The 22,335-nt window shown below is 69.1% G+C and carries 24 protein-coding genes and 1 pseudogene; 10 read left to right on the top strand and 15 right to left on the bottom strand.

The window, feature by feature from the left end; all coding sequences use genetic code 11:
• Positions 1-126: 126 nt before the first annotated feature.
• Both OG884_RS34770 and OG884_RS34765 read left to right on the top strand, forming a co-directional pair.
• A complete protein-coding gene (locus OG884_RS34770) occupies positions 127-366 on the top strand; it encodes a hypothetical protein (RefSeq protein WP_326639950.1) in 240 nt (79 codons plus the stop codon).
• Positions 363-2,822: a hypothetical protein gene (locus OG884_RS34765; protein ID WP_326639949.1), complete on the top strand. Its 2,460-nt coding sequence runs from the start codon at positions 363-365 to the stop codon at positions 2,820-2,822. The genes OG884_RS34770 and OG884_RS34765 overlap by 4 nt, the downstream gene beginning before the upstream one ends.
• Positions 2,823-2,849: 27 nt before the next feature.
• Here the strand turns inward: OG884_RS34765 and OG884_RS34760 are convergent, their stop codons facing one another.
• Positions 2,850-3,212 (bottom strand): hypothetical protein, encoded by a 363-nt coding sequence (locus OG884_RS34760; RefSeq protein ID WP_326647093.1) that lies wholly within the window; start codon positions 3,210-3,212, stop codon positions 2,850-2,852.
• 509 nt (positions 3,213-3,721) lie between these two features.
• Positions 3,722-4,060: pseudogene (locus OG884_RS34755) on the bottom strand (group II intron maturase-specific domain-containing protein); the annotation flags it as partial.
• A gap of 97 nt (positions 4,061-4,157) precedes the next feature.
• Here OG884_RS34755 and OG884_RS34750 point away from each other — a divergent pair.
• The 3 genes from OG884_RS34750 (at position 4,158) to OG884_RS34740 (ending at position 6,239) form a co-directional block, all read left to right on the top strand.
• Positions 4,158-4,289, top strand: a complete 132-nt coding sequence (locus OG884_RS34750; RefSeq protein ID WP_326639948.1) for a hypothetical protein — start codon at positions 4,158-4,160, stop codon at positions 4,287-4,289.
• Positions 4,290-4,461: 172 nt separating this feature from the next.
• The gene (locus OG884_RS34745) at positions 4,462-5,037 is read left to right on the top strand and encodes a TetR/AcrR family transcriptional regulator (RefSeq protein ID WP_326639946.1); all 576 of its coding nucleotides are present in this window, start codon (positions 4,462-4,464) and stop codon (positions 5,035-5,037) included.
• Positions 5,034-6,239: an FAD-dependent monooxygenase gene (locus OG884_RS34740; protein ID WP_326639944.1), complete on the top strand. Its 1,206-nt coding sequence runs from the start codon at positions 5,034-5,036 to the stop codon at positions 6,237-6,239. Before OG884_RS34745 ends, OG884_RS34740 begins: the two co-directional genes overlap by 4 nt.
• A gap of 223 nt (positions 6,240-6,462) precedes the next feature.
• On the opposite strand, the gene OG884_RS34735 is transcribed toward OG884_RS34740, so the two are convergent.
• Positions 6,463-7,167: a quinone oxidoreductase family protein gene (locus OG884_RS34735; RefSeq protein WP_326639943.1), complete on the bottom strand. Its 705-nt coding sequence runs from the start codon at positions 7,165-7,167 to the stop codon at positions 6,463-6,465.
• A 110-nt stretch (positions 7,168-7,277) separates the two neighbouring features.
• Between OG884_RS34735 and OG884_RS34730 the strand changes: the two genes are divergently transcribed.
• Positions 7,278-7,655, top strand: coding sequence for a winged helix-turn-helix transcriptional regulator (locus OG884_RS34730; protein WP_326639941.1), 378 nt, complete (start codon positions 7,278-7,280; stop codon positions 7,653-7,655).
• A 472-nt stretch (positions 7,656-8,127) separates the two neighbouring features.
• Here the strand turns inward: OG884_RS34730 and OG884_RS34725 are convergent, their stop codons facing one another.
• Positions 8,128-8,817 carry an ABC transporter ATP-binding protein gene (locus tag OG884_RS34725; RefSeq protein WP_326639939.1) on the bottom strand — a complete coding sequence of 230 codons (690 nt, stop codon included), beginning with the start codon at positions 8,815-8,817 and terminating at the stop codon, positions 8,128-8,130.
• On the bottom strand, positions 8,814-9,881 hold the full coding sequence (locus OG884_RS34720) for an FtsX-like permease family protein (protein ID WP_442811593.1): 1,068 nt from the start codon (positions 9,879-9,881) through the stop codon (positions 8,814-8,816). Before OG884_RS34720 ends, OG884_RS34725 begins: the two co-directional genes overlap by 4 nt.
• A gap of 179 nt (positions 9,882-10,060) precedes the next feature.
• Between OG884_RS34720 and OG884_RS34715 the strand changes: the two genes are divergently transcribed.
• The 3 genes from OG884_RS34715 to OG884_RS34705 all read left to right on the top strand — a co-directional run bounded on the left by OG884_RS34715 (position 10,061) and on the right by OG884_RS34705 (position 12,313).
• Positions 10,061-11,263, top strand: a complete 1,203-nt coding sequence (locus OG884_RS34715) for a sensor histidine kinase (RefSeq protein WP_326639935.1) — start codon at positions 10,061-10,063, stop codon at positions 11,261-11,263.
• On the top strand, positions 11,260-11,892 hold the full coding sequence (locus OG884_RS34710) for a response regulator transcription factor (RefSeq protein ID WP_326639933.1): 633 nt from the start codon (positions 11,260-11,262) through the stop codon (positions 11,890-11,892). Before OG884_RS34715 ends, OG884_RS34710 begins: the two co-directional genes overlap by 4 nt.
• Positions 11,893-12,154: 262 nt before the next feature.
• Positions 12,155-12,313, top strand: coding sequence for a hypothetical protein (locus tag OG884_RS34705; RefSeq protein ID WP_326639930.1), 159 nt, complete (start codon positions 12,155-12,157; stop codon positions 12,311-12,313).
• Here OG884_RS34705 and OG884_RS34700 read toward each other — a convergent pair.
• The 8 genes from OG884_RS34700 to OG884_RS34665 all read right to left on the bottom strand — a co-directional run bounded on the left by OG884_RS34700 (position 12,310) and on the right by OG884_RS34665 (position 19,439).
• Positions 12,310-12,585, bottom strand: a complete 276-nt coding sequence (locus tag OG884_RS34700) for a hypothetical protein (protein WP_326639928.1) — start codon at positions 12,583-12,585, stop codon at positions 12,310-12,312. The two genes, OG884_RS34705 and OG884_RS34700, sit on opposite strands and share 4 nt — an antisense overlap.
• 32 nt (positions 12,586-12,617) lie before the next feature.
• Complete coding sequence (locus OG884_RS34695; RefSeq protein WP_326639927.1) at positions 12,618-13,820, bottom strand: cytochrome P450; 1,203 nt, start codon at positions 13,818-13,820, stop codon at positions 12,618-12,620.
• A gap of 323 nt (positions 13,821-14,143) precedes the next feature.
• Positions 14,144-14,905, bottom strand: coding sequence for an ABC transporter permease (locus OG884_RS34690; RefSeq protein WP_326647092.1), 762 nt, complete (start codon positions 14,903-14,905; stop codon positions 14,144-14,146).
• 107 nt (positions 14,906-15,012) lie between these two features.
• Positions 15,013-15,984: an ATP-binding cassette domain-containing protein gene (locus tag OG884_RS34685; RefSeq protein ID WP_442811754.1), complete on the bottom strand. Its 972-nt coding sequence runs from the start codon at positions 15,982-15,984 to the stop codon at positions 15,013-15,015.
• Positions 15,985-16,036: 52 nt separating this feature from the next.
• Positions 16,037-16,885, bottom strand: a complete 849-nt coding sequence (locus OG884_RS34680; protein ID WP_326639924.1) for a DUF4097 family beta strand repeat-containing protein — start codon at positions 16,883-16,885, stop codon at positions 16,037-16,039.
• 79 nt (positions 16,886-16,964) lie between these two features.
• Positions 16,965-17,507, bottom strand: coding sequence for a toxin-antitoxin system HicB family antitoxin (locus OG884_RS34675; RefSeq protein ID WP_326639922.1), 543 nt, complete (start codon positions 17,505-17,507; stop codon positions 16,965-16,967).
• Positions 17,508-17,740: 233 nt separating this feature from the next.
• Positions 17,741-18,049: a hypothetical protein gene (locus OG884_RS34670; RefSeq protein WP_326639920.1), complete on the bottom strand. Its 309-nt coding sequence runs from the start codon at positions 18,047-18,049 to the stop codon at positions 17,741-17,743.
• A 568-nt stretch (positions 18,050-18,617) separates the two neighbouring features.
• A complete protein-coding gene (locus tag OG884_RS34665) occupies positions 18,618-19,439 on the bottom strand; it encodes an SDR family NAD(P)-dependent oxidoreductase (RefSeq protein ID WP_326639918.1) in 822 nt (273 codons plus the stop codon).
• A gap of 114 nt (positions 19,440-19,553) precedes the next feature.
• Between OG884_RS34665 and OG884_RS34660 the strand changes: the two genes are divergently transcribed.
• Complete coding sequence (locus OG884_RS34660) at positions 19,554-20,153, top strand: TetR/AcrR family transcriptional regulator (protein WP_326639917.1); 600 nt, start codon at positions 19,554-19,556, stop codon at positions 20,151-20,153.
• 205 nt (positions 20,154-20,358) lie between these two features.
• On the opposite strand, the gene OG884_RS34655 is transcribed toward OG884_RS34660, so the two are convergent.
• On the bottom strand, positions 20,359-21,363 hold the full coding sequence (locus OG884_RS34655) for a HEAT repeat domain-containing protein (protein ID WP_326639916.1): 1,005 nt from the start codon (positions 21,361-21,363) through the stop codon (positions 20,359-20,361).
• Between the two features lie 6 nt (positions 21,364-21,369).
• Positions 21,370-22,038: a HEAT repeat domain-containing protein gene (locus tag OG884_RS34650; RefSeq protein WP_442811592.1), complete on the bottom strand. Its 669-nt coding sequence runs from the start codon at positions 22,036-22,038 to the stop codon at positions 21,370-21,372.
• Positions 22,039-22,335: the final 297 nt, after the last annotated feature.

Raw genomic sequence — 22,335 nt, 5'->3', positions numbered from 1 at the left:
GCGGCCCCACGCAACGGAAGATCCCGCAGCTCGCCTCGAAACCGACGTTCCCCGCCGCCGGTTCCCGGCCCCCGGCGAACGGCACGCTCGCGGGTCGCGCGGTCACAGGCGCCGCGGACGGTTCGGATGCGGCGGGCACAGGTGCCGCAGGTACCGGGGTTGCCGCAGGCGCTGTGGGCGCCGCAGGTACTGCGGGTGCGGCGGTCGCTGCGGGTGCTGGGGGCACGGCAAATGCCGCCAGTGCTGCGGGCACTGGCGGCGCTGCGGGCACTGGCGGCGCTGCGGGGGCGGGTGCCGGGGGCGCGGGTGGCGGCGGCGGGAGAGGTGGTGGCGGGGGCGCGGGGGCCGGGGCGGGGGCTCCCGTGAAGCGCAGGATCGTGATCCAGGAGGACCCGGGGCTGTCGCCCATGCGGAGGGTGAAACTCGTTCCGCGCGTCAAGCTCGGCGACGGAGTGATCAAGGGCATCCGTTTCGGCCGCGCCCGGACGCCGTCGCCCTTCGGCGGCCCCATGGGCGATCACACCAGTTCGTGGGCGAGTGTGGTGGACTCCGTGCACGCCTCCCTGTACGGCAGATCCCTCCCCGACGCGTTGCAGAAACTCTCGGCCATGCAGGACGCCGTGCAGGAGTGGATGAACAGCGACACCTCAGAAGGCAGCAAGCTGTTCGACACCCTCGCCCCGGAGGACCAGGACAAGCGCGAGAAGGCCCTGGGGCACTACGCCGCCACGGTCAAGCGGCTGGTCGGAGAAGCGAAGCAGCACCTCGGGCAAGCGCCGCCGAACGACCCCGCGGCCCAGTCCGCTGCGCAGGCCGCGGCGGCGAAGCTCCTCGCCGACGCGGTCGGGCACCACCTCGCCTACGTGAACTTCCTGCCGTTCGCCACCGTCCGCGCCGGCAGCGACCGGGGATCGATCGGATCGGGCGAAGGGGAGGCCCGCGCCGCGGTGCTGGACGCGGAATTCGCCAGCGAGGAGAACCTGGACGAGGTCGAGGCCCAGAATCCCGGCCACGGAAGGCACCGCAACTGGCGGGATTCCCTGGTCACGCTGGGAACGCAGAGTCCCGATTTCGTGCTCCGCGCTGAGATCTGGAAGCTGTTCTCGCTGGAGGCGGCGGTGCGTGCGGCCGACCTGGAGCACGTCGTCGCACCGGAGCGGGCGAAGAAGACGGCGGAGAAGCTGGACGCCCTGAAGACCATGGGCGATGGTCTGGGGGATCTGGTCGACGTCCTCCTCGTCGAGGACGGAGTGAAGGGGCCGGACGGAAAGACTTCGAGGCGAACGAAGAAAAAGGACTTCACGTTCCCCGACGGAGGGGTGAAGATCACGCTGCCCGCCCGGACAGGGCAGGGGGCGACAGGGGTGCCGAACGGGCCGGAGGTGGTGGCGATCGGTTCCCTCCAAGATCTGGCGAGAGTGCTGGACAAGATCGAGGGTCGCGCCGTGGCACAGGTGCCGGATCGCAGCGGTGCCCCCGAGCTGTGGCAGATGCGGGTCCAGGTCACCGGGCTCACGAAGAAACTGCGCGGCATCATGGGCGAAGTGACGCCCGGTCTCTCCGACGAGCTGCGCGCGTTCAAGGACGGCATCAAAAGCACGGGCGACGACATGGCGGAGGAGTCCCGCCGCCTGCGGGAGGATCCCGACCGCACGCGGGAGGACCCCGCCCGGATGCTCGCGCACCTGCTGCACGACTTCCAGTCGATCGTGGTCCGCAGCTATCCCGGCGCGGCGTCCAAGGCCGGCTTCCTCGGTGGCAGCGCGGCGGATTCGGCCGTCAACGTGCTCAAGGAGCATCTGGATAAGGCGGGGCTCGCCGTGGAGCCGGCGATGCTGGACGCCTTCCTCGACAAGGTCAAGGAGTTCCACACCGAACTCGGCGAGCCCGAATACGCCGTGGACGCGCGCTGGATCGCCGAGGCCGGCGGCGGCGGCCTCCTCGTCGCGATCCGCAACGGCAAGCTCGAATTCGGGGGCAGGCCCGACGCTCCCGTCGGCATCGCCGGCATGGGGTCGCACACCACGTCGTGGGTGACCGAGTGTGCCGCCGTCGAGCAGTGGTTCAAGGAGAAGGGGGAGGCCGGGATCGGCGACCACCTGCGCAAGCAGGTCATCAAGGATCTCAAGGGCGAGCTGATGACCGACCTCGCCCCCCTGCTGCCCAACGACCAGCTCAGCGCCGACCAGCTCACGGACATCTTCGAGGCCGCCCGGGCGGCGCTGGAGGCCGAGGCCCCCGAGGACACGATCGAGGCATACCTGAGCTTCCGCAACCTTCTGCCCTACGCCACGGTGGACGCGGGCAACCGCGACGGCCAGGGAGAGCGGGCCACCGCGTCCAAGGGCGTGAACTTCGATGAGGAATCGCTGGAGGCCGCCATGGCGCTCAAGCAGGACGAGCTCGACAATCCCGGCACGGCCATCGCCGTGCTCCAGGCCGCGGCCACCTCCCTCAGGAACGTCGCCCCCGACCTGGCCGGCCCTGCGGCCCCGAAATGGCAGAAGGACTTCCTCGAAGCGGTCGACACCACGATCGCCGGGCTCGACCACATCGTGAGGAGGCTGAAGAACTCGGTGCCGCAGAAGGCGCCTGCGGCTCCGCCGACCGACCCGACCGGAAAGACGAAGAAGAAGGAGAAGGAGAAGACCAAGGCCGAGATGAAGAAGGAAAGGCTGGCCAGAAAGGCGAACGACGAGCCGCCGAGCGTCGATGACATCCTTCAGATGCGCGATGCGGAGCACAACGCGGTCTGGAAGGCGGGGCATCCGGGCAAGAAGACGACGCGGCCTGCCGGTGCCGCCGCGCAGAGCCCGCCCTGAGGCCCGTTCTCGTGCGGTGGGCGCGGCTCACCGCCTGAGGGGTTTGCGTTTCCGGAGATAGTCGGTGAGGCGGACGTCGGCCTCGAAGGCCAGGTCGGCGTCCGGTTCGGGGTCGAGCCAGAGTTCGGAGACGCGGTGCCAGGCGGGCGGTCCGAGGAAGGGGCCGGCGACGGGGTCGGGCCCCAGGGCCGGTCGTAGGGGCCGGTGTCTGGATGGCCGAACTCGCCGTCTTCGAGGAACACCTTCACGAGGCCGTGGCCGGTGGCGGAGAGTCTCGCGGGCCTCCCGGACCGCGGCGGGCAGGAGGTCGATCGTGGTCACGGCACCGTCTGTGCCGACGAGGACGTCCAGGAGCGCCGCGTTGCAGCCGGTGCCCGCACCGATCTCCAGGACCCGGTGAACCTGGCCCTCGCGCTGGCCGAGGACCGGTGCCGCGACATCGTCAAGAAGACCAAGGACGGCCTTGAGTCACCCGCCGCCAGGGCAAGGTCGGCGGGCGCCGTCCGGTCGTCGACGACGACAAACGCGCCGCGATCCTCGACCGCCAGCGGCGCGGGGAGTCCATCCGGACCATCGCCGCCGGGGTCAAGGTCTCCATCGGCACCGTCCACAAGACCCTCAAGGCAGCGGCCGAGGACAACCCCACCGACCGACCACAGCCACCTGCCGCATCGGAACGGCCAGTCACGTTAAAAGCCGCCCACCGAGCTCCTTAACGTGACTGGCCGTTCCATTGCTGCTCAAGCCCCGTCACTTGCTTCCCTCTAGATCACCCCTTACAGTTGGGTCGGGCCGCAGCGCCCTGCCGGGGTTGCCCCCAGTGGGTTTCTGCGACCCGCCCGCCGCACCCGACGTGCGCGTCTCCGCGCATCGGGCGCTCCACGTGTCTTGCCCGCTGGTCAGCCGCCAGCGTCGGCGGCTGCCGGCTTCGGGGTCCATGGGGTCGCGATGGCGCTGCCGCGGTAGCGGTAGCGGGTCACTGGGACGCTGGATGCGCCGGTGAACACGACTCCGTTGTGGGCGAACCTCCACCCCTTGTCGCAGAAGCGACGACGGAGTTCCCTCATGCTCAGCCCGGTCCTGCCCGCGTACTTGGCCCGTATCCAGCGCATCAACCGGCCCCACGCGTGGTGGTCGATCGAGCTGAACACGTCCTTGGACACTCCGTGCCGGAAGTAGTTCGCCCACCCCGCCATTGACCTGTTCAAACTGATGATCAGCTCGTCCAGGTCCAGGTGGAGGGTTGACCTGTACGTCTTAGGGCCTGTTCCAGGTTCAGATCACTGTTCGGTTGAACCGGCCATCTGATCACCCTCGGACTGGTAAACGTCTTGAGTGACGCGTGGCGATCCGACGGATTCCGGTCCCGGTGAGGATCTCCAGGTTGATGTCCCGGGCGTGCAGTTCGTCCTCCAGCAGCACGAGCAGTTCCTTGCCGCCGCCGAGAGCGGCGACATCGGCCAGTAGGTCATCCCCGGCTGAACCCGCCGCCCCGGCCACACCTGAACACGGACTCCACCCGTCTGAGCGCACCTTCACCCACGCGTGACCTGTCTGAACGCGATTCGACTTGAGCGTGGTCGGGGCGTGGTCTACGATCAGGGCAGTCGTACAGGGCGATCGCCCTAGTTTGGAGTGAATGATGGTCTCCCCAGCGGCCGAGCGCGGGCGCGCGGTTCGGGAACGGCTGATGAACGCGGCGGCGGAGCTCATCCCCGAACGCGGCTGGGCGGCGGTGAGCACCCGGATCCTCGCCGAGCGCGCCGGGGTGACGCCGAGCGTGGTGCACTATCATTTCCCTTCGCTGTCGAGCCTGCTGAACGAGGCCGCGACCAGCCGGATGCGGGAGTTGCTGGCCGGGCTGAACGATCTGCTGGAAAACACCCGGTCGCCTGCCGACGCGATCGAGACGATGCTCACGTCGGCCGAGGAGTACACCGGCGCCGATGCCACCTCGCTGCTGTTCATCGAGGCGTGTCTGGCGAGCGCCCGCGATGACGAACTGCGCGAGCGGATCGCCGGGCTGGTAGCTGAGTTCGGGCAGCGGTTCGGCGGGTGGCTGGAGCAGCACGGGGTGCCCGCCCCCTTCGAGACCGCCGCCGTGTTGGCGGCCTCCTTGGACGGCGTTCTGCTGCACCGCGGCCTGGGCCTGAAGGCGAACGCCCCCTCGGCGGTGCTGCGCAGGCTCGTTTCCACATCCTCCGGGGAGGAATGACAGTGCGAACAGTGATCTGCGGGGCCGGGATCAGCGGCCTGGCCCTGGCGCACCGGCTCGCCGCCCATGGCGGCGAGGTCGTGGTGATCGAGAGGGCCCCCGGGCCCCACCCCCAGGGATACATGATCGACTTCTTCGGTCCCGGGCTGGAGGCGGTCGAGGCCATGGGGCTGCTGCCCGCGTTCGAACGGGCGGCCTACCCCTATGACGAGGGGCACCTGGTCGATCGGAACGGTCGCCGCCGCGCCACCCTCCAGACCAAGAGCTTCTCGCGAGGCCCGTTGCTGAGCCTCATGCGCCCCGACATCGAGGCCGTGCTGCGGGAGAACCTTCCGGCCGAGGTCGAGCTGCGCTACGACACGGTGCTGACCGAGGTGGCCAACCGCACCGACGGCGTGGCGGTGACGCTGGAGGACGGCACCGTCTTCGACGCCGATCTGCTCGTGGGCGCCGACGGGATCCATTCGACCGTCCGCCGGCTGGTGTTCGGGCCGGAGGATCGCTACCTGCGCTACCTGGGTCTGCACACGGCGGCGTTCACCTTCGACGCGCCGGACGTGCACGCCGCCACCAAGCGCGCGTTCTGCCTCACCGACTCCGTCAACCGGCAGCTGGGCTTCTACGCTCTCCGCGACGGCCGCGTCGCCACGTTCGCGGTGCACCGCAGCGCCGACCCCACGATCCCGGACGACCCGCGGGTGGCGATCCAGCGGGCCTACACCGGCCTGGGCTGGGTGACGCCGCGCGCGCTGGAGCAGTGCCCGCCGGCCGAGGAAATCTACTACGACCAGGTCGCGCAGATCGAGCTTCCGGGGTGGAGCACCGGCCGGGTTGTCCTGCTCGGAGACGCCGCCTACGCCGTGTCGCTGCTCGCCGGGCAGGGCGCCTCGCTCGGCATCTCCGGCGCTTTCCTGCTCGCGGACCGGCTCGCGCACGCCCCGACCGTCGAGCGGGCCACCGCCGGGTTCGAGCGCCTGTGGCGGCCCGTGGTCGAGGAAAAGCAGCGCAACGCCCGGTCGATGGCCCGCTGGTTCCTGCCCTCCTCACCGACCGATCTACGGGTCCGGCGCGTGATGCTCGGGCTGACCCGGGTGCCCTTCGTCATGGGTTACGTGAACTCCATCCTCGCGGGCAAGAACACCAGGCTCGCCGACGTCATGCGCCAGGCCTCCGGCGCCGCGACCGAACCGGCGGTCCCGTAGCGCCACCGCTCCGGTCCACGGTTGGTCTTCCTCTCGCCGTGCTTCTTCACCGCCGGCGGATCACCGATTCCCAGCTGCTCGGCCAGGTAGTCCACCACCGGCCACGGCACCGCCAAAGGATCTTCCTGGATTCCTCAGCCCCGTACACCGCGGCGACGTCGGCGACGTCGGCGACCTAAACTCACTGCCTGTCCAGGGTATGCGCCAGGTGTGATCCGAGGGGTTATGGCGTGAGGACCGTCTTGCCGATGGTGGTGCGTTCTTCGAACGCTTTGTGTGCGGTGGCGGCCTGGGCCAGCGGAAGGGTGGCGCCTGCCGCCTCCCGTACGCGCTCGCGCCAATCCGGTGTGCTGTAGTCGATCGCCGCGTCCGCGCCGAGTCGCTTGGCCACGTCCAGCTTCTGTTCGCCTCGGGCGACGGCGATCACCCTCGTGCCGGCGTGTTTGGCCAGTTGTACCAGTAGACTGCCGACGCCGCCCGCGGCGGCCTCGACCAGCACCGTCTCTCCTGGCCGGAGGGCTGCCGCCTCGGCCACCCCGACCGCGGTCGTCCCCTGCCCGAGCAGAGCCAGGGTCGTGTGGTCGTCCAGCGTGCCGGGCCGCGACAGGGCCACCGCCGGAAGGACCGCCTTCTCGGCGTAGCCGCCGCCTGCGGTGGCGCCGACTACCTGCCGGCCGATCTGTACGGGGTCGACATCCGGGCCGACGGCGATCACCGTGCCCGCCACTTCGAAACCCGGCGAGTACGGCAGCGGGAGGTCGGCGAGCACCGATCGCATCAGGCCGGCCCGTATCTGGATGTCGGCGAAGCCGATCCCGGCTGCGGTGACCCGCACCGGGATCTCGCCGGGGCCGGGCTCTGGGTCGGGAACCTCGTCCACCTGCAGCACGTCGGGGGGACCGTATTCATGGAACCGAACAGCACGCATTGATGGTCCTTCGCATCGGGGAGATGTGATGCGGCGGATGCACCGCCATCGCGAAGGTATCGATGAGATACTGGTTACTTCAAAGGTATCTAACTACCGTGAGGGTACTTATGGATCCGCTCGCCCCGGACATGTTCGACCCGGCCTGCCCGAGCAGCATCACGCCGATCCGGATCGGCGACAAATGGTCAGCGGGGGTCATCCAATGCCTGGAACAGGGGCCACGACGGTTTTCTGAGATCCGTGTCCCGCTCCGAAATGCCACGCCCAAGGTGCTCACTCAGACTCTCCGTGCCCTTGAACGCGACGGGATGATCACTCGCACCGTTTATGCCGAGGTCCCGCCACGAGTGGAGTACGAGCTGACCCCGCTGGGGCGTACCCTGCTCGACCTCATCGCCGCCTGTTGGCACTGGGCAGAGGAGAACATGTCCACTCTCCTCGCGGCCCGTGATGCCTACGAGAACACCATTACCGACGCCGTCTGATCGAACCAGCACAGCGCGCCGCACGGCCCCGCAAGCAGCTTCCGCCGGACACCTGCGACCGGGAATGCCGCTTCATTATCCGCCACGGTGTCCGTTAGAGGATCCCTCAACGAGACAACCCGGGCAGCCGTCGCGCGAGGACGCGGCCTGCGGGAACGTCATCTCATATAGCCGGCCCGCTCGGTCCCGGACGCCCGCGACATCGGCGACACCCTCGTCGCCCGGGGTGTCCGCCTCTCGCCTGGCGGGAGCATCTACGACCCCGCGGACCCGATGTCGAAGATGTTCTTCAACTCTTGAGAGGGGGCGATCGCGGTGGAATGATCACTCGTGCTCTTTCGCCTGGCCTACCTGACCGTGGAGTCCTCCACGAGTACTCACGTGCCGTTCGAACTGCACGGATGCAATTTCGAGCCGGACTGTCTTGTCCTGGACCGGTTGCCGTGTGTGGCCGGCGTGGGCCGGGATCGTGTCAGCCGAGGTGGGCGGCGGCTCCTGCGGTGAGGTTGCCGTCGGTCATGGTCAGCACGCTGTCCACCATGGCGAGTGTGGCCAGGTCGTGGGTGACCATGACGGTGGCCACGCCGTTCTGCTTGGTCAGGCCGGCCAGCAGAGAGACGATCTGCTCGCCGCGCCGGTGGTCGAGGGCACTGGTGGGCTCGTCGACCAGTAGTATCTCGGGTTCGTTCATCAGCGCGCGGGCGATGTTCGCCCGCTGCCGCTCGCCGCCGGAGAGCTGGTGCGGCCTCTTGTCCTGCTTGCCCGCCAGGTCTACGGCCACCAGGAGTTCGCGCGCCCGCTTGGTGGCCTGCCGTGTCGAGCGGCCGGCCAGGTCGGCCATGACCAGGAGCTGGTCCAGGACGGTGAGCGAGGCCAGCAGGTTGGGCTGCTGGAAAACGATGCCGATGTGGTCGCGCCGGATGCGAGTCCGGTCGGCCGGGCTCGCGCCGGACACGTCGTACCCGGCCACGGTCACCGTGCCGGACTCGGGGGTGAGGAGGGTGGCGGCGACGGCGAGCAGGCTGGACTTGCCCGATCCGGACGGGCCGACGACGGCGGTGAACTCGCCGGGGGCCACCGAGAGGCTGACGTGGTCGAGCGCGGTGAGCGTGCGGTCGCCGTCGGGGTAGGTCAGGATGATGTCGGTGAGTTCGAGGGTCATCGGGAGGCTCCCAGCGCGGTCAGCGGGTCGACAGAGGTGATCTTGCGGATGGCCAGTGCCGCGCCCAGCGCGCCGAGCAGGATCATCACGGCGACGGGAACGACGGTGGTGGCCGCCGACAGGACGAACGGGACGGTGCCCTCGGCCAGCGAGCCGAGCCCGGCGCTGAGAACGCCGCCGAGCCCCGCGCCGAGCAGCAGTACGATCACGGCCTGGGCGAGGGCGTCGCGTAGCAGGTAGCCGGTGCTCGCGCCGAGCGCCTTGAGCACGGCGACGTCACCGGCCCGCTGGATCGTCCACACCGTGAAGAACGCGCCGATGACCAGTGCCGAGATGGCGAACAGGAAGCCGCGCATGAGCTGCAGCGAGCCGTTCTCGGAGGAGAAGGAACCAATCGCGGCCGGCGCGTCGGCCAGTGAAACGGTGGTGGTGTTCAGGCGCCCGTCGGTCGTGGAGAAGTCCGGCTCTCCGGTGGTGCGCAGGGCCAGGACGGTGGCGACCGTGTCGGCGCCGCTCTGGCGGCCCATCCACTCCCAGTCGCCGATACCGATCCACGCGACCGGCACGTGGCTGTAGGCGGCCGCGGCCGCAGTGCCGGCGACGGTGAAGTCGCGGCCGAAGATCTGCACCTTGTCCCCGGCGGCCAGCCCGCTGTCGTCGGCCAGGCCGGAGGAGAGCACGACCTTGCCTGCGCCGAGGGCGCCGCCCAACGGTCCGGCCAGGTCGCCGCCGGGCTCGACACCGAACACTGCGGCGCCTGTGCTGTCTTGCCCGGAGGCGATCCTCCCCATCGTGATCCCGAGCCGCTCGGCGGTGACGACGCCGTCCGCCGTGCGCCACTCCTGCCAGGTCTTCTCCGTGATCCGGCTGTCGGAGAAGGACGGCTTCTCGGTGCGGGAGAAGACGATCCGGTCGGCGCGCAGTCCGCTGACGGCCGAGATGTTGTCTTGGGCCAGCCCGGCGGTCAGGCCGGACAGCATGGTCACCAAGAGCGTGATGAGCAGGACGACGGTACCCATCAGGGCGAACCGTCCTTTGGCGAAACGCAGGTCTCTGAGCGCCACGAACACAGGCGATCCCCCCGTTGGATGTGGGTCGATCTGGACGCCTTCCAGACTCCAGGAACGGGTGTTTCCGGCACATCGTGAAAACGGGCGGCGCGGGCGCCTTCTTTTGGTCGGCCGGAAATCAACCTTTTGAAGGATGCATCCCATCGAACCCCTTCACCTACTCTGGGGGAGAAATGATGGACTTCCCGTTCCCGCCGACGCTCAAGCTGCTCAGGTGGGCCATTCACGGCACCTTCGCGGTCCTGCTGGCGATCGCCGTCGCCGGGGCCGCACACGAGGGCCACGCCGCCGTCGCGACCTGCGGTGTCCTGCTCGGCGTGCTGTACGCGGCAGGAATCGTCATCGAAGGACGGCTCCCGCGCTTCGGCGGCCCCGCGCATCTGCTGCTGGGACGCATCTGGCTGCTGATCGTCACGCTCGGCTGGGCCGCGCTGGCCCTGAACTCACCGCTTTTCGTATGGCTGGCCTTCCCGCTCTTCTTCGCCTACCTGCACGTGCTGCCCCTGATGGTCGCGCTGCCCGGCGTCGCGGCGCTCAGCGTCGCGGCGATCGCCACAGCCGGCCGGCATACGGGCGGGGTGAGCGCGCCCCAGGTGATCGGGCCGTCCATCGGCGCGGCGGTGGCCACGCTCATGGGACTGGTCTACAAGGCGCTCTACAGCGAGAGCGAGCAGCGCCGCCTGCTGATCGACGACCTGGTCCGCACCAGAGGCATGCTCATGCAGGCGGAGGCCGACACGGCCCGCCTGGCCGAGCGGGAACGCCTGGCCAGGGAGATCCACGACACCCTCGCCCAGGGCATGTCCAGCATCATCCTGCTGCTGCGCGCAGCCCGCCGCGATCTTGCCACCCGGCCCGGGGACGCCGAGCAGCGGATCGCCGAGGCCGAGCACGCCGCCCAGGACAACCTGGAGGAGGCACGCAACTTCGTCCGTGCCCTGGCACCCCCCGCGCTGCAGCACTCCTCGCTGACCGCCGCTCTGCGCAGGATCAGCGCCTCAGCCGCCGCGGGCACCCCCACCCGGGTCGGGTTCGAGATGTCGGGCACGCCGGTGCCGCTGTCCGCCGACTACGACCTGGCGCTGCTGCGCATCGCCCAGGGGGCGCTGGGCAACGTCAGCCGCCACGCGCAGGCCGCGCATGCCACCGTGACGCTCACCTACCTGGACGACATGATCGTGCTGGACATCGTCGACGACGGCTGCGGCTTCGTCCCGGCGCAGGCCCCCGCCGAGACCGCGAGCACCGGCTACGGTCTGCGCACCATGCACGACCGGGCAAGGGCGTTGGGCGGCAGCCTCACCATCGAGTCCGCCCCGGGAGAGGGCACCGCGGTCGCCGCCACACTGCCGCTGCCCGAAGGGGCGGCCCGGTGACAGCGCCGATCAGGATCCTGCTGGTGGACGATCACCCCGTAGTGCGCTCGGGCATCCGTGCCATGCTCGCCGGACAGCCCGACTTCGAGCTGGTCGGGGAGGCGGCCACGGGCGAGGACGGCGTGGAGGCGGCACGTGCCCTCGCACCCGACGTCGTCTTGATGGACCTTCAGTTCGGGACGGGCATCCACGGCAGCGAGGCGACCCGGCGAATCGTCGCGCTCGGCGGTCCCCGCGTCCTGGTGCTCACCACCTTCGACACCGACGCCGACATCGTGGCGGCCGTCGAGGCGGGCGCCACCGGCTACCTGCTCAAGGACGCCCCCTCCGACGACCTGCACGCCGCGATCCGCTCGTCCGCCACGGGCACCAGCGCGCTGGCCCCCAGCGTCGCCTCGCGGCTGCTGGGCCGGGTCCGCACCCCGGCCACCACGCTCAGCCCAAGAGAACTGGAGGTGCTCGGCCACGTCGCGGCCGGCCTGTCCAACCGGCAGATCGGCAAGCAGATGTTCCTGAGCGAGACCACTGTCAAGACCCACCTCGTGCACATCTACGCCAAGCTCGGCGTCGACTCCCGCACCTCGGCGGTGGCCGCCGCCACCAGAAAGGGGCTCATCCGCCCGGCGTGATCTCACCGTCCCACGCCGCTTGACCGCCGGCGCAAGCGCCCCGGCGCCCGGCCGGGCCGAGTTCGTGGCGGAGGGCGGAGCGGCAGTCCGGCCGTTCCTGGTGACCTTCACCGGGCCCGGGAGCGGTGCGCCCCAGGGTGGTGACGGCCAGAAGCAGGTCCTGGAACTCAGCACGCTTCCGGGTGTCGAGAATGTGGCGCCGGCTCCGTCCCAGGGACACCAGCGGCCACGACAGGCCGCGCGGCGAAGAAGGAGAACCACCATGATCGAACGGATGGACCACGTGGGCATCGTCGCCGACCTGCGAGCCCGCGGCGCGGAACTCGTGGGCGAGCTGGAGCGCTACGAGGACAGCTACCGGCTCTGCTACGTCCGCGGCCCGGCGAGGATCATCGTCGAACTGGCGGAGCAGATCAGCTAACGGTCCGTCGCGGCCGACCTGCGACCAACCAGAGCGATCCGACTCGCGTTCCGCACTCGGATCCTCTTGCGGGAGGCCGGTGTGGCGCCCCGCAGCAGCCGCATGGTTACTCGAACCGGCCGTCGGAGCGGCTTCACCCACACCGACTCCCCCAGCAGGGTGCGGCAGTCCACCAGGGCGCCGACACCGGACACCACCACAAGCCCGATCATGAGGGCCACGTGCGCCATCAGCGGGCGGCGCCATTCCCGCCATGGCCTCGACACACTCATCGTCTCCCCCGGCATCGAACGATTCCGGGCGGCTATTCCACGTCCCAGGTGACCGGGAGGCTCTTGATCCCGTAGATGTCCGCGGTCTCCGGGCGCAGGTCAACCTCATCGGCAGGTACGGCCAGGCGCAGCGTGGGGAAGCGGGTGAGCAGCGCGGGGAAGGCGACCCGCATCTCGACGCGGGCCAGTTGCTGACCCAGGCACTGGTGGATGCCGTGGCCGAAGGCCAGGTGCCCGCCGTCCTGCCTTCGGAGGTCGAGCACGTGGGGATCGGCGAAGCGCTCGGGGTCGCGGTTGGCGGTGTTGTACGACAGGATGACCGCCGTACCGGCCTCGATGGTCCGGCCGCCCAACTCGACGTCCTCCAGCGCCGTCCTCATGAACGTCTTGGCGACGCTCAGATACCGCAGCAGCTCCTCTACGGCCCGGTCGGCGAGCGCGGGATCGGCGCGCAGCGCGGCCAGTTGCGCCGGGTTGCGCAGCAGGGCGAAAGTGCCCAGCGCCAGCATGTTCGCGGTGGTGTCGAGCCCGGCCGCCAGCAGGATCAGGGCGACCCCCCTCAGCTCCTCGTCGGTCAGGTCGCTGTCGGTGAGGTCACTGAGCACGTCGTCGGTGGGGTTCGCGCGCTTGGCGACCACCAGCTCCGCGAGGTAGTTCTGGGTCGCGGTGTAGGCCGCTATCAGGTCCTCGTCGCTTGTCTCCCCGCTGAGGAACGAGTCGACCTGCTCCTGGAAGGAGCCCCGGTCCTGGTACGGCACCCCCAGCAGCTCACAGATCATGATGGCGGGGATCGGCTTGGCGAACGCGGTCACCAGGTCCGCCGGCGACCCGGCCTTCTCCATGGCGTCCAGGTGGTCGGCGGTGATCTGCTCGACGCGCTCGGTGAGCTGTCGCATCCGCCGTACGGTGAACTTGCCCACCAGCGGTTTCCGATAGCGCCCGTGCTGTGGCTCGTCCATGAGGAGGAACTCGCCGGGCGGCGCCGGAGGGACCTCGATGTCGCCTAGGTCGATGGTCGGGTGGTGGCGCATGAGCTCCTTGCGCGAGCTGAACCGCGAGTCGGCCAGGGCCGACCGGACCAGGTCGTATCCGGTGATCAGCCAGCCCTGGTGTCCGTCGGGGAAGGGGTAGCGGCTGATTGGGCCGTGCTCGCGGGCCTGGATCAGCTCCTTGGGCGGGTCAAAGGGACAGCCGGGCTGACGCGCGGTCGGCAGCGTGGTGACGGTGTGTTCCATGGTCATTCCTCTCATCGACCTAGGTTGAAGTCGCGATATTACGTGTTTGTCGTGGCTCGAAAGATACGTTGCATTTAGAATTTCCGCCAACCACAGGAAGTGCATTCAGACAGATAATTAGCGCTGATTAAGGCAATGATGCTGCGTGCGAATGCAATGTTGCGTTGCAATGAGCTTGGCAGCGCGAGCGCAGCGGGCAGCCGGTTTGCCCTCCCCGTTCCTGTGGCGGATCGAACGGACAGCCCTCGGGGCGGGTGACGGGCAGCGAGTCGACCGGCGAAACCTGTTGGTGCTGCATCGTTTCTCCTTGGCCCAGGTGCGGCTTAGCGGGTGGACTCGCGGTTGAACAGCCTCTTCGACCACAGGTAGCCGCCGAGCGCGATGACGACGCACCAGCCGACCGCGATGACGGCGTTGTTCCCGATCGGGGTGCCCATCAGCAGGCCGCGCAGGGTCTCGATGAGCGGCGTGAACGGCTGGTACTCGGCGAACCAGCGCAGCACGGTGGGCATCGAGTCGGTCGGGACGAACCCGCTGCCCAGGAACGGCAGCAGCAGCAGCGGCATACCGACGTTGCTTGAGGACTCGACGGTCTTGCTGGCCAGGCCGAACGCGACCGACAACCAGATGAAGGCGAAGGCCATCATCACCAGGACGCCGATGAGGGCGAGCCAGTCGCCGGGCCCCGCCGACGGCCGAAAGCCGATGAGCAGCGCGACGCCGATGACCGCCGCGATGCTGAGCATCGTCTGGATGAGGCTGCCGATGACGTGTCCGGTCAGGACGGACACCCGGGCGATGGCCATGGTGCGAAACCGGTCGACGATGCCCTCGGTCATGTCCATGGCGATCGAGATGGTGGTGCCCTGGACCGCGGCGGTGATCGTCATCAGGATGATCGCGGGGGTGACGTAGTTGACGTACTGCGCACGTCCGCCGGAGCCGCCGGAGACGCCGCCGAGTCCGGCGCCGAGGGTGCCGCCGAAGACGTAGACGAACAGCAGCAGGAAGACGATCGGCATGCCGATGAGCATCAGTGTCATGGACGGGTAGCGCATCATGCGCTTGAGGTTGCGGCGAAGCATCGTCGCCGAGTCGCTCAGGGTGTGCGACACAGTGCTCGCAGTGCTCGCAGTGCTCGCAGTGCTCGCAGTGCTCGCAGTGCTCGCAGTGCTCATGGTGCTCATGGTGCTCATGGTGTGGTCACCTTCTCCTGGTTGCCGGTGAGAGCGAGGAAGACGTCGTCGAGGTCGGGGGTGTGCACGCTCAGCGAGTCGACCTTGACCGCGTTGTGGTCGAGCCGGTCCAGCAGCGCCTTCAGCGATTTGAGGCTGCCGTCGTGCGGTACGCGCAGGGCGAGCGTGTCGCTGTCGCGGGAGGACTGGCCCACGGCGCGCGCGGCGGATTCGAGGTCGCGCTCGTCGGTGAACCGCAGCAGGACGTGGCCGCCGGGGATGCGCCGCTTGAGCTCGTCCGCGGTGCCCTCGGCGACGATCTTCCCGTGGTCGAGCACCGCGATCCGGTCGGCGAGCTCGTCGGCCTCCTCCAGGTACTGGGTGGTGAGGAAGATGGTGACGCCATCGGCCACGAGTTCTCGCACGATCTGCCACATGGCGCGGCGGCTGCGCGGGTCCAGCCCGGTGGTCGGCTCGTCGAGGAAGATCACCTGTGGTGAGCCGACCAGTGTCATCGCCAGATCGAGCCGCCGCCGCATCCCGCCGGAGTAGGTCGCCGCCGTCTTTTTGGCCGCGTCGACGAGGTCGAACTGCTGGAGCAGCCGGGCGGTCTTGTGCCTGCCGGCCTTGCGGCCGAGGTGGTGCAGGTCGGCCATCAGGGTCAGGTTCTCCTGACCGGTCAGCAGGTTGTCGACCGCGGAGAACTGGCCGGTGACGCCGATCGCGGCACGCACCGCGTCCGGCTCGGCCGACAGGTCGTGGCCGGCGATCCGCGCGCTGCCCGCGTCGGCGCGGATCAGGGTGGACAAGATCTTGACGGTGGTGGTCTTGCCGGCGCCGTTGGCGCCGAGCAACGAGAAGACGGTGCCATGCGGAACGTTCAGGTCGATGCCGTCGAGCACGACGTGGTCGCCGTAGGAGCGGCGCAGGCCGGTCGCCGTGATCGCGGATGGGGATGGCTGGGATGGCCGGGATGGCCGGGATGGCATGGTCATGAGAGGCCCCCTTTTTCGGGATCTGGTCGGGAAGGGCGGGATCCGGTCAGGAACGGCGGACGGTGATGTCGCCGAACGAGGTGCGCGCGCGTACCTCGACGCTCTGCTCGGAGGTCTGCGGTGCGTGGCCGAGAGCCTCCAGCGCGTTCTCCACCCGCCCGTGCGCGGTGTTCAGGTCGAGCCAGGCGGCGGTGCCGGCGGCGATGCCGATGTCGAGGTGGCCGGTCGCGGTGTTCAGCGTGACGGTGCCGCGCCTGACCTGGCCGAGGCGGATGCCTCCGTTGGAGGTTCTGGCCTCCACCGTGGCCTCGGCCCGGTCGACGCGGATGTCGCCGTTGGCCGAGCGCACCTGCAGGTCGCCGGTGACGGTGGCGAGGTCGGTGTTGCCGTTGGAGTTCTTGATGACGGCGCTGCCGTCGATCTCGCCGATGTGCACGCGCCCGGTGCCGGTGGAGACCTCGGCGTTGCCCGCGATGGCCTCGACGGTGATGTCGCCGCCGGAGGTGCTCAGTCGAAGCGGCCCGGTCCGCTCCAGGCGGAAATGCCCGACCGAGGCCTTGAGTCGGCACTCTCCCAGCGTGCCGATGCCGCGCAGGTCGGCGACCGACAGGTCGGCGTGCACGTGCGAGCCGGCGGGAAGTTCGATCAGCACGTCGACCGACCTGGTCTTCTTGGAGAGGTCGAGGATGCGGGCCTTGGGCCCGCGGATCGTCAGGGTGCCGTTGGCGTACTCGACGCGTGTCTTGTGCGCGGCGTCCACGTCGGAGTCGTCGCCGGCGTCGCTGGGCCGTACCTCGACGACGGTGTCGCTCCGGTCGCCGGCGATGATCTGCACGTCGCCGACGGAGAGTTCGATCGTGGCGGAGATCGGTTCGGGTGTGGCGAAAACAGGCATGGCTATCCCCTTGGAATGGGTCAGAGGAACATTTCCGCTGGTCGCAGGTGTGTGAGGAAAGTGGTTGTGTCGGGGTGGGTTAGCGGGCCCAGCCGGTGTAGCGCTGCGCGCTGCGTTTGCCGCGCGGTCCGGAGCCGTGGTCGCGCTCGGGGGCGTGCGGCGCGGCGCGCAGCGCGGTCGAGGCGGCCCGGACCAGCCAGGCGTTGAGCGAGCGGCCTTCCTTGCCCGCGGCCTCCTCGATCGCGGCCTTGAGCTGTTCGGGGAGGCGGACGTTGATCCGGGCCACGGGGCCGTCCTCGAAGCTCGCCGCGGCGTCGTCGGCTGAGACCGCGCCCGACACCGCGCCCGGCTCCGGGGTGTCGTGGAGGGGCTGCTGCGTCTGCCGGGCCGTCACGACGAAGTTCGGGTCACGTCCGCGCAGGTGGACCTGGACCGAGCCGGGGGCCAGGTCTCGGGTGATCTCGTCGGCGGCCGCCGACAATGCCTCGAGCAGGGTGAGCCGGATCGCCGACTCCATCGACACGGTCAGCCGCTCGATCAGCGCGCCGGCGTCGCCGTCGCCGGTCTCGGCGGCGGTCAGCAGTTCGCGGCCGAGGGAGGCCACGTACGGGGTCAGGTCCATGGCATCATTATGGCACAGTGTGATGCCATCATCAAGCCATATTGGCTCAGATTGGCATCACTCTGGCTCAGGCTGGATGTTCAGCCGATCACGACACGACAGACCGACTCCGGAACTCGCACGTCAGAGGGTGCGCTCGGCGCGCCGATACCCTTCCGACGCGCGGGGCGGAGCCGAAGCCCTTCCGGATCACAGCCGCATTCATCCCGTCCTGGTTCCCGGTCGCCGCAAGATCACGCGCCCCGCGAGCGCTCATCAGCAGTGATCGCCTCGCCGGGCCTCGCGTCCACGGACATGGTGTACGAGCATCCGAATCCGGTAAGCCGGTCACGGTGGAAAAGCGCGGCGTCGTCCGTGGTGAAAAGCGCGGCGAGGGTGGTGGAGTGGCCCCAGACCGCCCATCGGTACGGGTCCGCCGCGGTGCGGAAGGATCCGGGGCCGCTCCTCGCCGCCGCCTCGCGCGGGGCTCTCGCCGTGCGGGGCTCTCGCCGTGCGGGGCTCTCGCCGTGCGGGGTACGAAGGTCCGCGGGGCGTCCGGTCACGGGCCGCCCCCGGCCGGGTGCGGGGACGAACCGGGCCTTCCACCACGAAAAGCGGCCCACCCAGGGGGGCGGCAGTGGCCTTCCTTGATCTGGGTGAATCCGCACGCCCCCAGCGTGCCAACTCATCCAGATCATGGAAAATCCCCGATCGTCACCACCACGGCCCCGCCTCCACGCCCGCCATGACCCGCTTTGCCCCCTCCCGGAGCTCCACCGGCCCGCCCCCGGTCACCCACACCCGCCCAACGCCCGCCACCACCCCGCACGATGCGATACCGGTGAGCGGCCCCCAACCACTCCACCACCCTCGCCGCGCTTTTCCCCACGGACGACGCCGCGCTTTTCAACGGCGATCAGCCAGGCGCGACGCAGGTACCGATCTCAAACACTCGTACACCACCTGCGCGGACGCGACCGTTTCCCCTCAGTCCAGCCAGTAGGTGGCTACACGGTCGGCTTGGAGCCTGCGCTCGGCGACGTGGGGGCGTGGGGGCGGTGACGCGCAGGCCGGGCCCGGGAGTGGCAACCGCCCGGCCCCGCGTCAGGGCAGGGCCAGGTGCGGTTCCGGTCAGCCTGGGGCCTTGCGGCTGAGCTCTTCCCATGCCTGGTAGAGCTCGGCTCTGGCCCGGTCCAGTTCCTGGACCTGGTCGTAGGACCGGCCGCCGACGATGAGCCGCCGGGGCGGTTCCGGCAGCGCGGCCAGTTCCATGATGACGGGGGCGGCCGTGCTCGGAGCCGGCCCGGTCTCCTCGCCCCACATCTCGGCCAGCTCGGCGCGCAGGGGATCGTAGTGCGGGAGGGCCTCGGTCTCCGTGGTGCCCTTGGTGAACAGGCCGGTGTCGTAGCCGCCCATCTCCACGATGGTGACCTTGATGCCGAACCGCTCGACCTCCATCGCCAGCGCCTCGCTGACCGAATCGAGCGCCACCTTGCCGGCACCGTAGAAGCCGACGGACGCCATGCCGCCGGCGGCGCCCATCGAGGTGACCTGCAGGATGCGGCCGGAGCCCTGCGCGCGCAGGTGGGGCAGGACGGCCTGGGCCACCCAGACGGCGCCGAAGAAGTTGACGTCCAGATGCGCCCGGATCTGCTCTTCCGTGGCCTCCTCCACCATCCCGTAGAGCAGTCCGCCGGCATTGTTGACCACGACGTCGAGCCGGCCGAAGATGGCGACCGCGCGGTCCACACCGTCGAACACGGCCCGGCGGTCGGAGACGTCCAGCGGGAGCCGGACGAGAGCATCCGGGTACTCGCCGGCCAGGGCCGCGAGCGGCTCGACATTGCGGGCCGCGGCCACGACACGGTCCCCGGCGGCCAAGGCCGCCTCGGTGAACGCCCTGCCCAGGCCCCGTGAAGCGCCGGTGACGAACCAGACTCTGGCGGTCGTCATGGAATCCCACCTCCTAAAACGAGACGGTACGTCTCGGTTCGCTCCAGTCTGCAAGGCGGTAGCGACCTTGTCAAAACGAACCGGCTCGTCTCGTTGAAGTGCTAGCTTGAGCCCATGCCCCAAGCCAGGAAGCCGGACCGCTCCCGGCGCAGCGAACGTTCGCGGCAGGCGATCCTCGAGGCGACCCGCGCGCTGGTCTCCGAGGTCGGGTACGGCAAGGTGGCGATCGAGACCATCGCCGCCCGGGCCGGCGTCGGCAAGCAGACGATCTACCGCTGGTGGCCGTCCAAGGGCGCTGTGATCTTCGACGCCTTCCTGGCGCTCAGCGAGGGCACCGAGGGGCAGGGCATGGCGCTGCCGGACACCGGCGACATCGAGGCCGACCTCACGACGGTCATGCGCGCGACGGTCGCCGAGTTCGCCGACCCGGAGTTCGAGAAGCCGATCCGGGCGCTCAACAACGAGATCATCAACGATCCCGACCTTGCCGCGCAGTACCACGAGAAGCTGGCCCGGCCCGTGGACGACGCCAAGAAGGAGCGACTGCGCAGCGCGCAACGAGCCGGCCAACTGGCCGTGGACGCCGACCTCGACCTGGTCCTGGAGGTGCTCTACGCACCCCTGTTCCAGCGCTGGCTGCACCGCTCGGGCCCGCTGACCGCCGAGTACGCCGACTCGCTCGTCGACGTCATGCTCAGGGCCTTTCGGCCCTGAACCCCGAGCATGGCCCCAGGAAAGGCAACCCGCTGCCCGACAGCAGACTCCCCGGGGCTTGATCCGCAGCCCGCTCGTGCCCGCTGGCGTCGACCTCGATGCCCCACATCGCAGCGGCAGTCTGCACGCACGACCCGCACCGGCGCGGCTGGACGCTCCATCAACTCCGCCCTGCAGCACCTGGCGGCCGCCGACCGCACCGCCGCTATCGTGCGTTGCGTATCCCGAGAATGTATGCCGCAGTAAGCGCAACGGCACGGTCTTCGTCATGTGACAGATCTGCGAGGGCACGTGACGCGGTGATTCCCGGGATATCCGCGAGCGCCTGTGCCAGCCGTCGACGTGCAGACGATTCAGCGGTGCCGTGGGCGAGGCGATCAACGAGCCTGGTAGCGATCTGATCCGCCAACGCGGGACGACTCGCCAGCGCGCTCAGTGCATCGGCTGCATCAACGTCATTCGTCCCCTCGACGACCATATCGATGAGCGTCGGGACCGCGTCGGCTACTCCACGTGCCCCGAGCGCCAGAGCTGCATACCTGCGGACCACGATGTCGGGATTCGCGAGGGCGTCCCGCAGCAGTGCGGTCGCCTCACCATCCGGAATCTCAGCGATGGACTGGACGGCACGTTTCCGCACCTCGGCTACCGGTGAGCCGAGGCCCTCCGCCAGCAGCGCCAATCCGCCATCGCCCAATTGCGCCAAAGCCCATCGAAGGGCTCCGGCGACGTTCGGGTCCGTCTCGCTCAGCGCCGCCTCGACCAGTGCTTCCACTGGCACCGGAACCTCTTCAACTGAGGACAAGGCCGCGCGCTGGCGCTTCCCAGCGCTCTTTGACCCCAACGCCTGGAGGAGTGCGACGATCTGGAGGACGTCCTCCCAGCCGGCGGGTTCCGCGGCACCGATCCGACGGAGTCGCGTGAGCAGTTCCGTCTCACCTGCAATGCGTTCTCGCGTCTGGCGGATGAGGTCGTCGACGAGCTCTGAGGGCGTGAAGCCGGGATCGTCGAGCGCGCGCCTGACTTCACGCAGCGACAGCCCCAATGACCGCAGGCTCTCGATATGGAAGATCCGCCGGACGTCCTCGCTGGAGTACTCTCGATAGCCGGCGTCGGTACGACCCGTTGGCCGCACCAGGCCGAGCGAGTCGTAATGCCTGAGCATGCGGGCACTGACCCCGGACCGTCGTGCCACATCACCGATCAACACTGCCTATCACTCCTCCTGGCTGGTCCTGCCGAGGGCCACGACGCGCTTCGCCTCCTCGATCGCGAACTCGAATCCAGCGTCCGGGTCGCGCAACAGCCGTTCTGTGGCGATCGCGTGCGCGCGCACGCGAGGGTCGAGATCCGTCATCGCAGCGCGCAAAGTTGGCAAAATCACCTCACCGAGCGCGACCAGCGCCCGGCTGAGGCTCAGCTGCATCTCACGTTCACCGCGCCCGAGCTGTGCCGACAACACTGCGGCCAGCTCGGGCTCTTCACCTTCGGGCACGAGCACGACCGCTGCCCGCCAAGCGCTCCGCGCCACCTCATCGTCGGCGTCGGACAGAAGCGCCCGTGTGATCGTCGGCCACGCTTGCCGATCCCCAATCTTGGACAGCGTGTGCAACGCCTGGCTTCGTGCCTGTGCACGCTCCGAGCGGACTTCATTGAGAAGCTCTGGGACCGTCATTGATACTGAGTGGCGGGTGAGTGCCCACGTAAGCATGTCGCGCACATAAAATTCGGGTTCGATCGCGCATCGTTCGATGAGCTTGTCGATGAACCGCGGGTCAGGGGTCGTGCCGGCCGCTAGCGCTGCCCGCAGCCGCACTGACGAGCGGCTGTCCTCCAGCCCCTGGAAAACTCGAATCGTATCCGTGTCCTGTTTCGGCATGGTCATCGGGACCACCTCCTTGGCTACAGTGAAGACCTTGTCACTGTGTCAAGGTCAAGCGGGGTCACGCCGCGAGATCACCAGGCACCCTCTGTCCCCACCACCGAGGCCGAGATCCGCAGCTACTACACCACCGTGTGGGCCGCGCGCCGTACCCGGCGACATCGTGCTCATCAAGACACTGCTTTACACCGGCGTCCGCGTCGCCGAACCGGTCAAGATCCGCATCGACGACGGCGACCTGGGCGTGAGCGGCTTGCTTGTCGCCACCCGCAGCGGCCGCGCTACAGGATTCCTTTCTAC

The sequence above is a fragment of the Streptosporangium sp. NBC_01755 genome, from assembly GCF_035917995.1.
In the GTDB taxonomy this organism is placed as follows: Bacteria; Actinomycetota; Actinomycetes; order Streptosporangiales; family Streptosporangiaceae; genus Streptosporangium.
This window is presented reverse-complemented; position numbering and strand designations above follow the sequence as displayed.

Bases quoted from the DNA above. Each gene is read 5' to 3' on its own strand.
- OG884_RS34665 (WP_326639918.1), bottom strand. From the start codon at position 19,439: ATGACGACCGCCAGAGTCTGGTTCGTCACCGGCGCTTCACGGGGCCTG.
- OG884_RS34675 (WP_326639922.1), bottom strand. From the start codon at position 17,507: ATGGACCTGACCCCGTACGTGGCCTCCCTCGGCCGCGAACTGCTGACC.
- OG884_RS34735 (WP_326639943.1), bottom strand. From the start codon at position 7,167: ATGCGTGCTGTTCGGTTCCATGAATACGGTCCCCCCGACGTGCTGCAG.
- OG884_RS34660 (WP_326639917.1), top strand. From the start codon at position 19,554: ATGCCCCAAGCCAGGAAGCCGGACCGCTCCCGGCGCAGCGAACGTTCG.
- OG884_RS34690 (WP_326647092.1), bottom strand. From the start codon at position 14,905: ATGCTTCGCCGCAACCTCAAGCGCATGATGCGCTACCCGTCCATGACA.
- OG884_RS34650 (WP_442811592.1), bottom strand. From the start codon at position 22,038: ATGACCATGCCGAAACAGGACACGGATACGATTCGAGTTTTCCAGGGG.
- OG884_RS34745 (WP_326639946.1), top strand. From the start codon at position 4,462: ATGATGGTCTCCCCAGCGGCCGAGCGCGGGCGCGCGGTTCGGGAACGG.
- OG884_RS34705 (WP_326639930.1), top strand. From the start codon at position 12,155: ATGATCGAACGGATGGACCACGTGGGCATCGTCGCCGACCTGCGAGCC.
- OG884_RS34730 (WP_326639941.1), top strand. From the start codon at position 7,278: ATGGATCCGCTCGCCCCGGACATGTTCGACCCGGCCTGCCCGAGCAGC.
- OG884_RS34685 (WP_442811754.1), bottom strand. From the start codon at position 15,984: ATGCCATCCCGGCCATCCCGGCCATCCCAGCCATCCCCATCCGCGATC.
- OG884_RS34715 (WP_326639935.1), top strand. From the start codon at position 10,061: ATGATGGACTTCCCGTTCCCGCCGACGCTCAAGCTGCTCAGGTGGGCC.
- OG884_RS34680 (WP_326639924.1), bottom strand. From the start codon at position 16,885: ATGCCTGTTTTCGCCACACCCGAACCGATCTCCGCCACGATCGAACTC.
- OG884_RS34695 (WP_326639927.1), bottom strand. From the start codon at position 13,820: ATGGAACACACCGTCACCACGCTGCCGACCGCGCGTCAGCCCGGCTGT.
- OG884_RS34740 (WP_326639944.1), top strand. From the start codon at position 5,034: ATGACAGTGCGAACAGTGATCTGCGGGGCCGGGATCAGCGGCCTGGCC.
- OG884_RS34770 (WP_326639950.1), top strand. From the start codon at position 127: ATGCGGCGGGCACAGGTGCCGCAGGTACCGGGGTTGCCGCAGGCGCTG.
- OG884_RS34725 (WP_326639939.1), bottom strand. From the start codon at position 8,817: ATGACCCTCGAACTCACCGACATCATCCTGACCTACCCCGACGGCGAC.
- OG884_RS34700 (WP_326639928.1), bottom strand. From the start codon at position 12,585: ATGAGTGTGTCGAGGCCATGGCGGGAATGGCGCCGCCCGCTGATGGCG.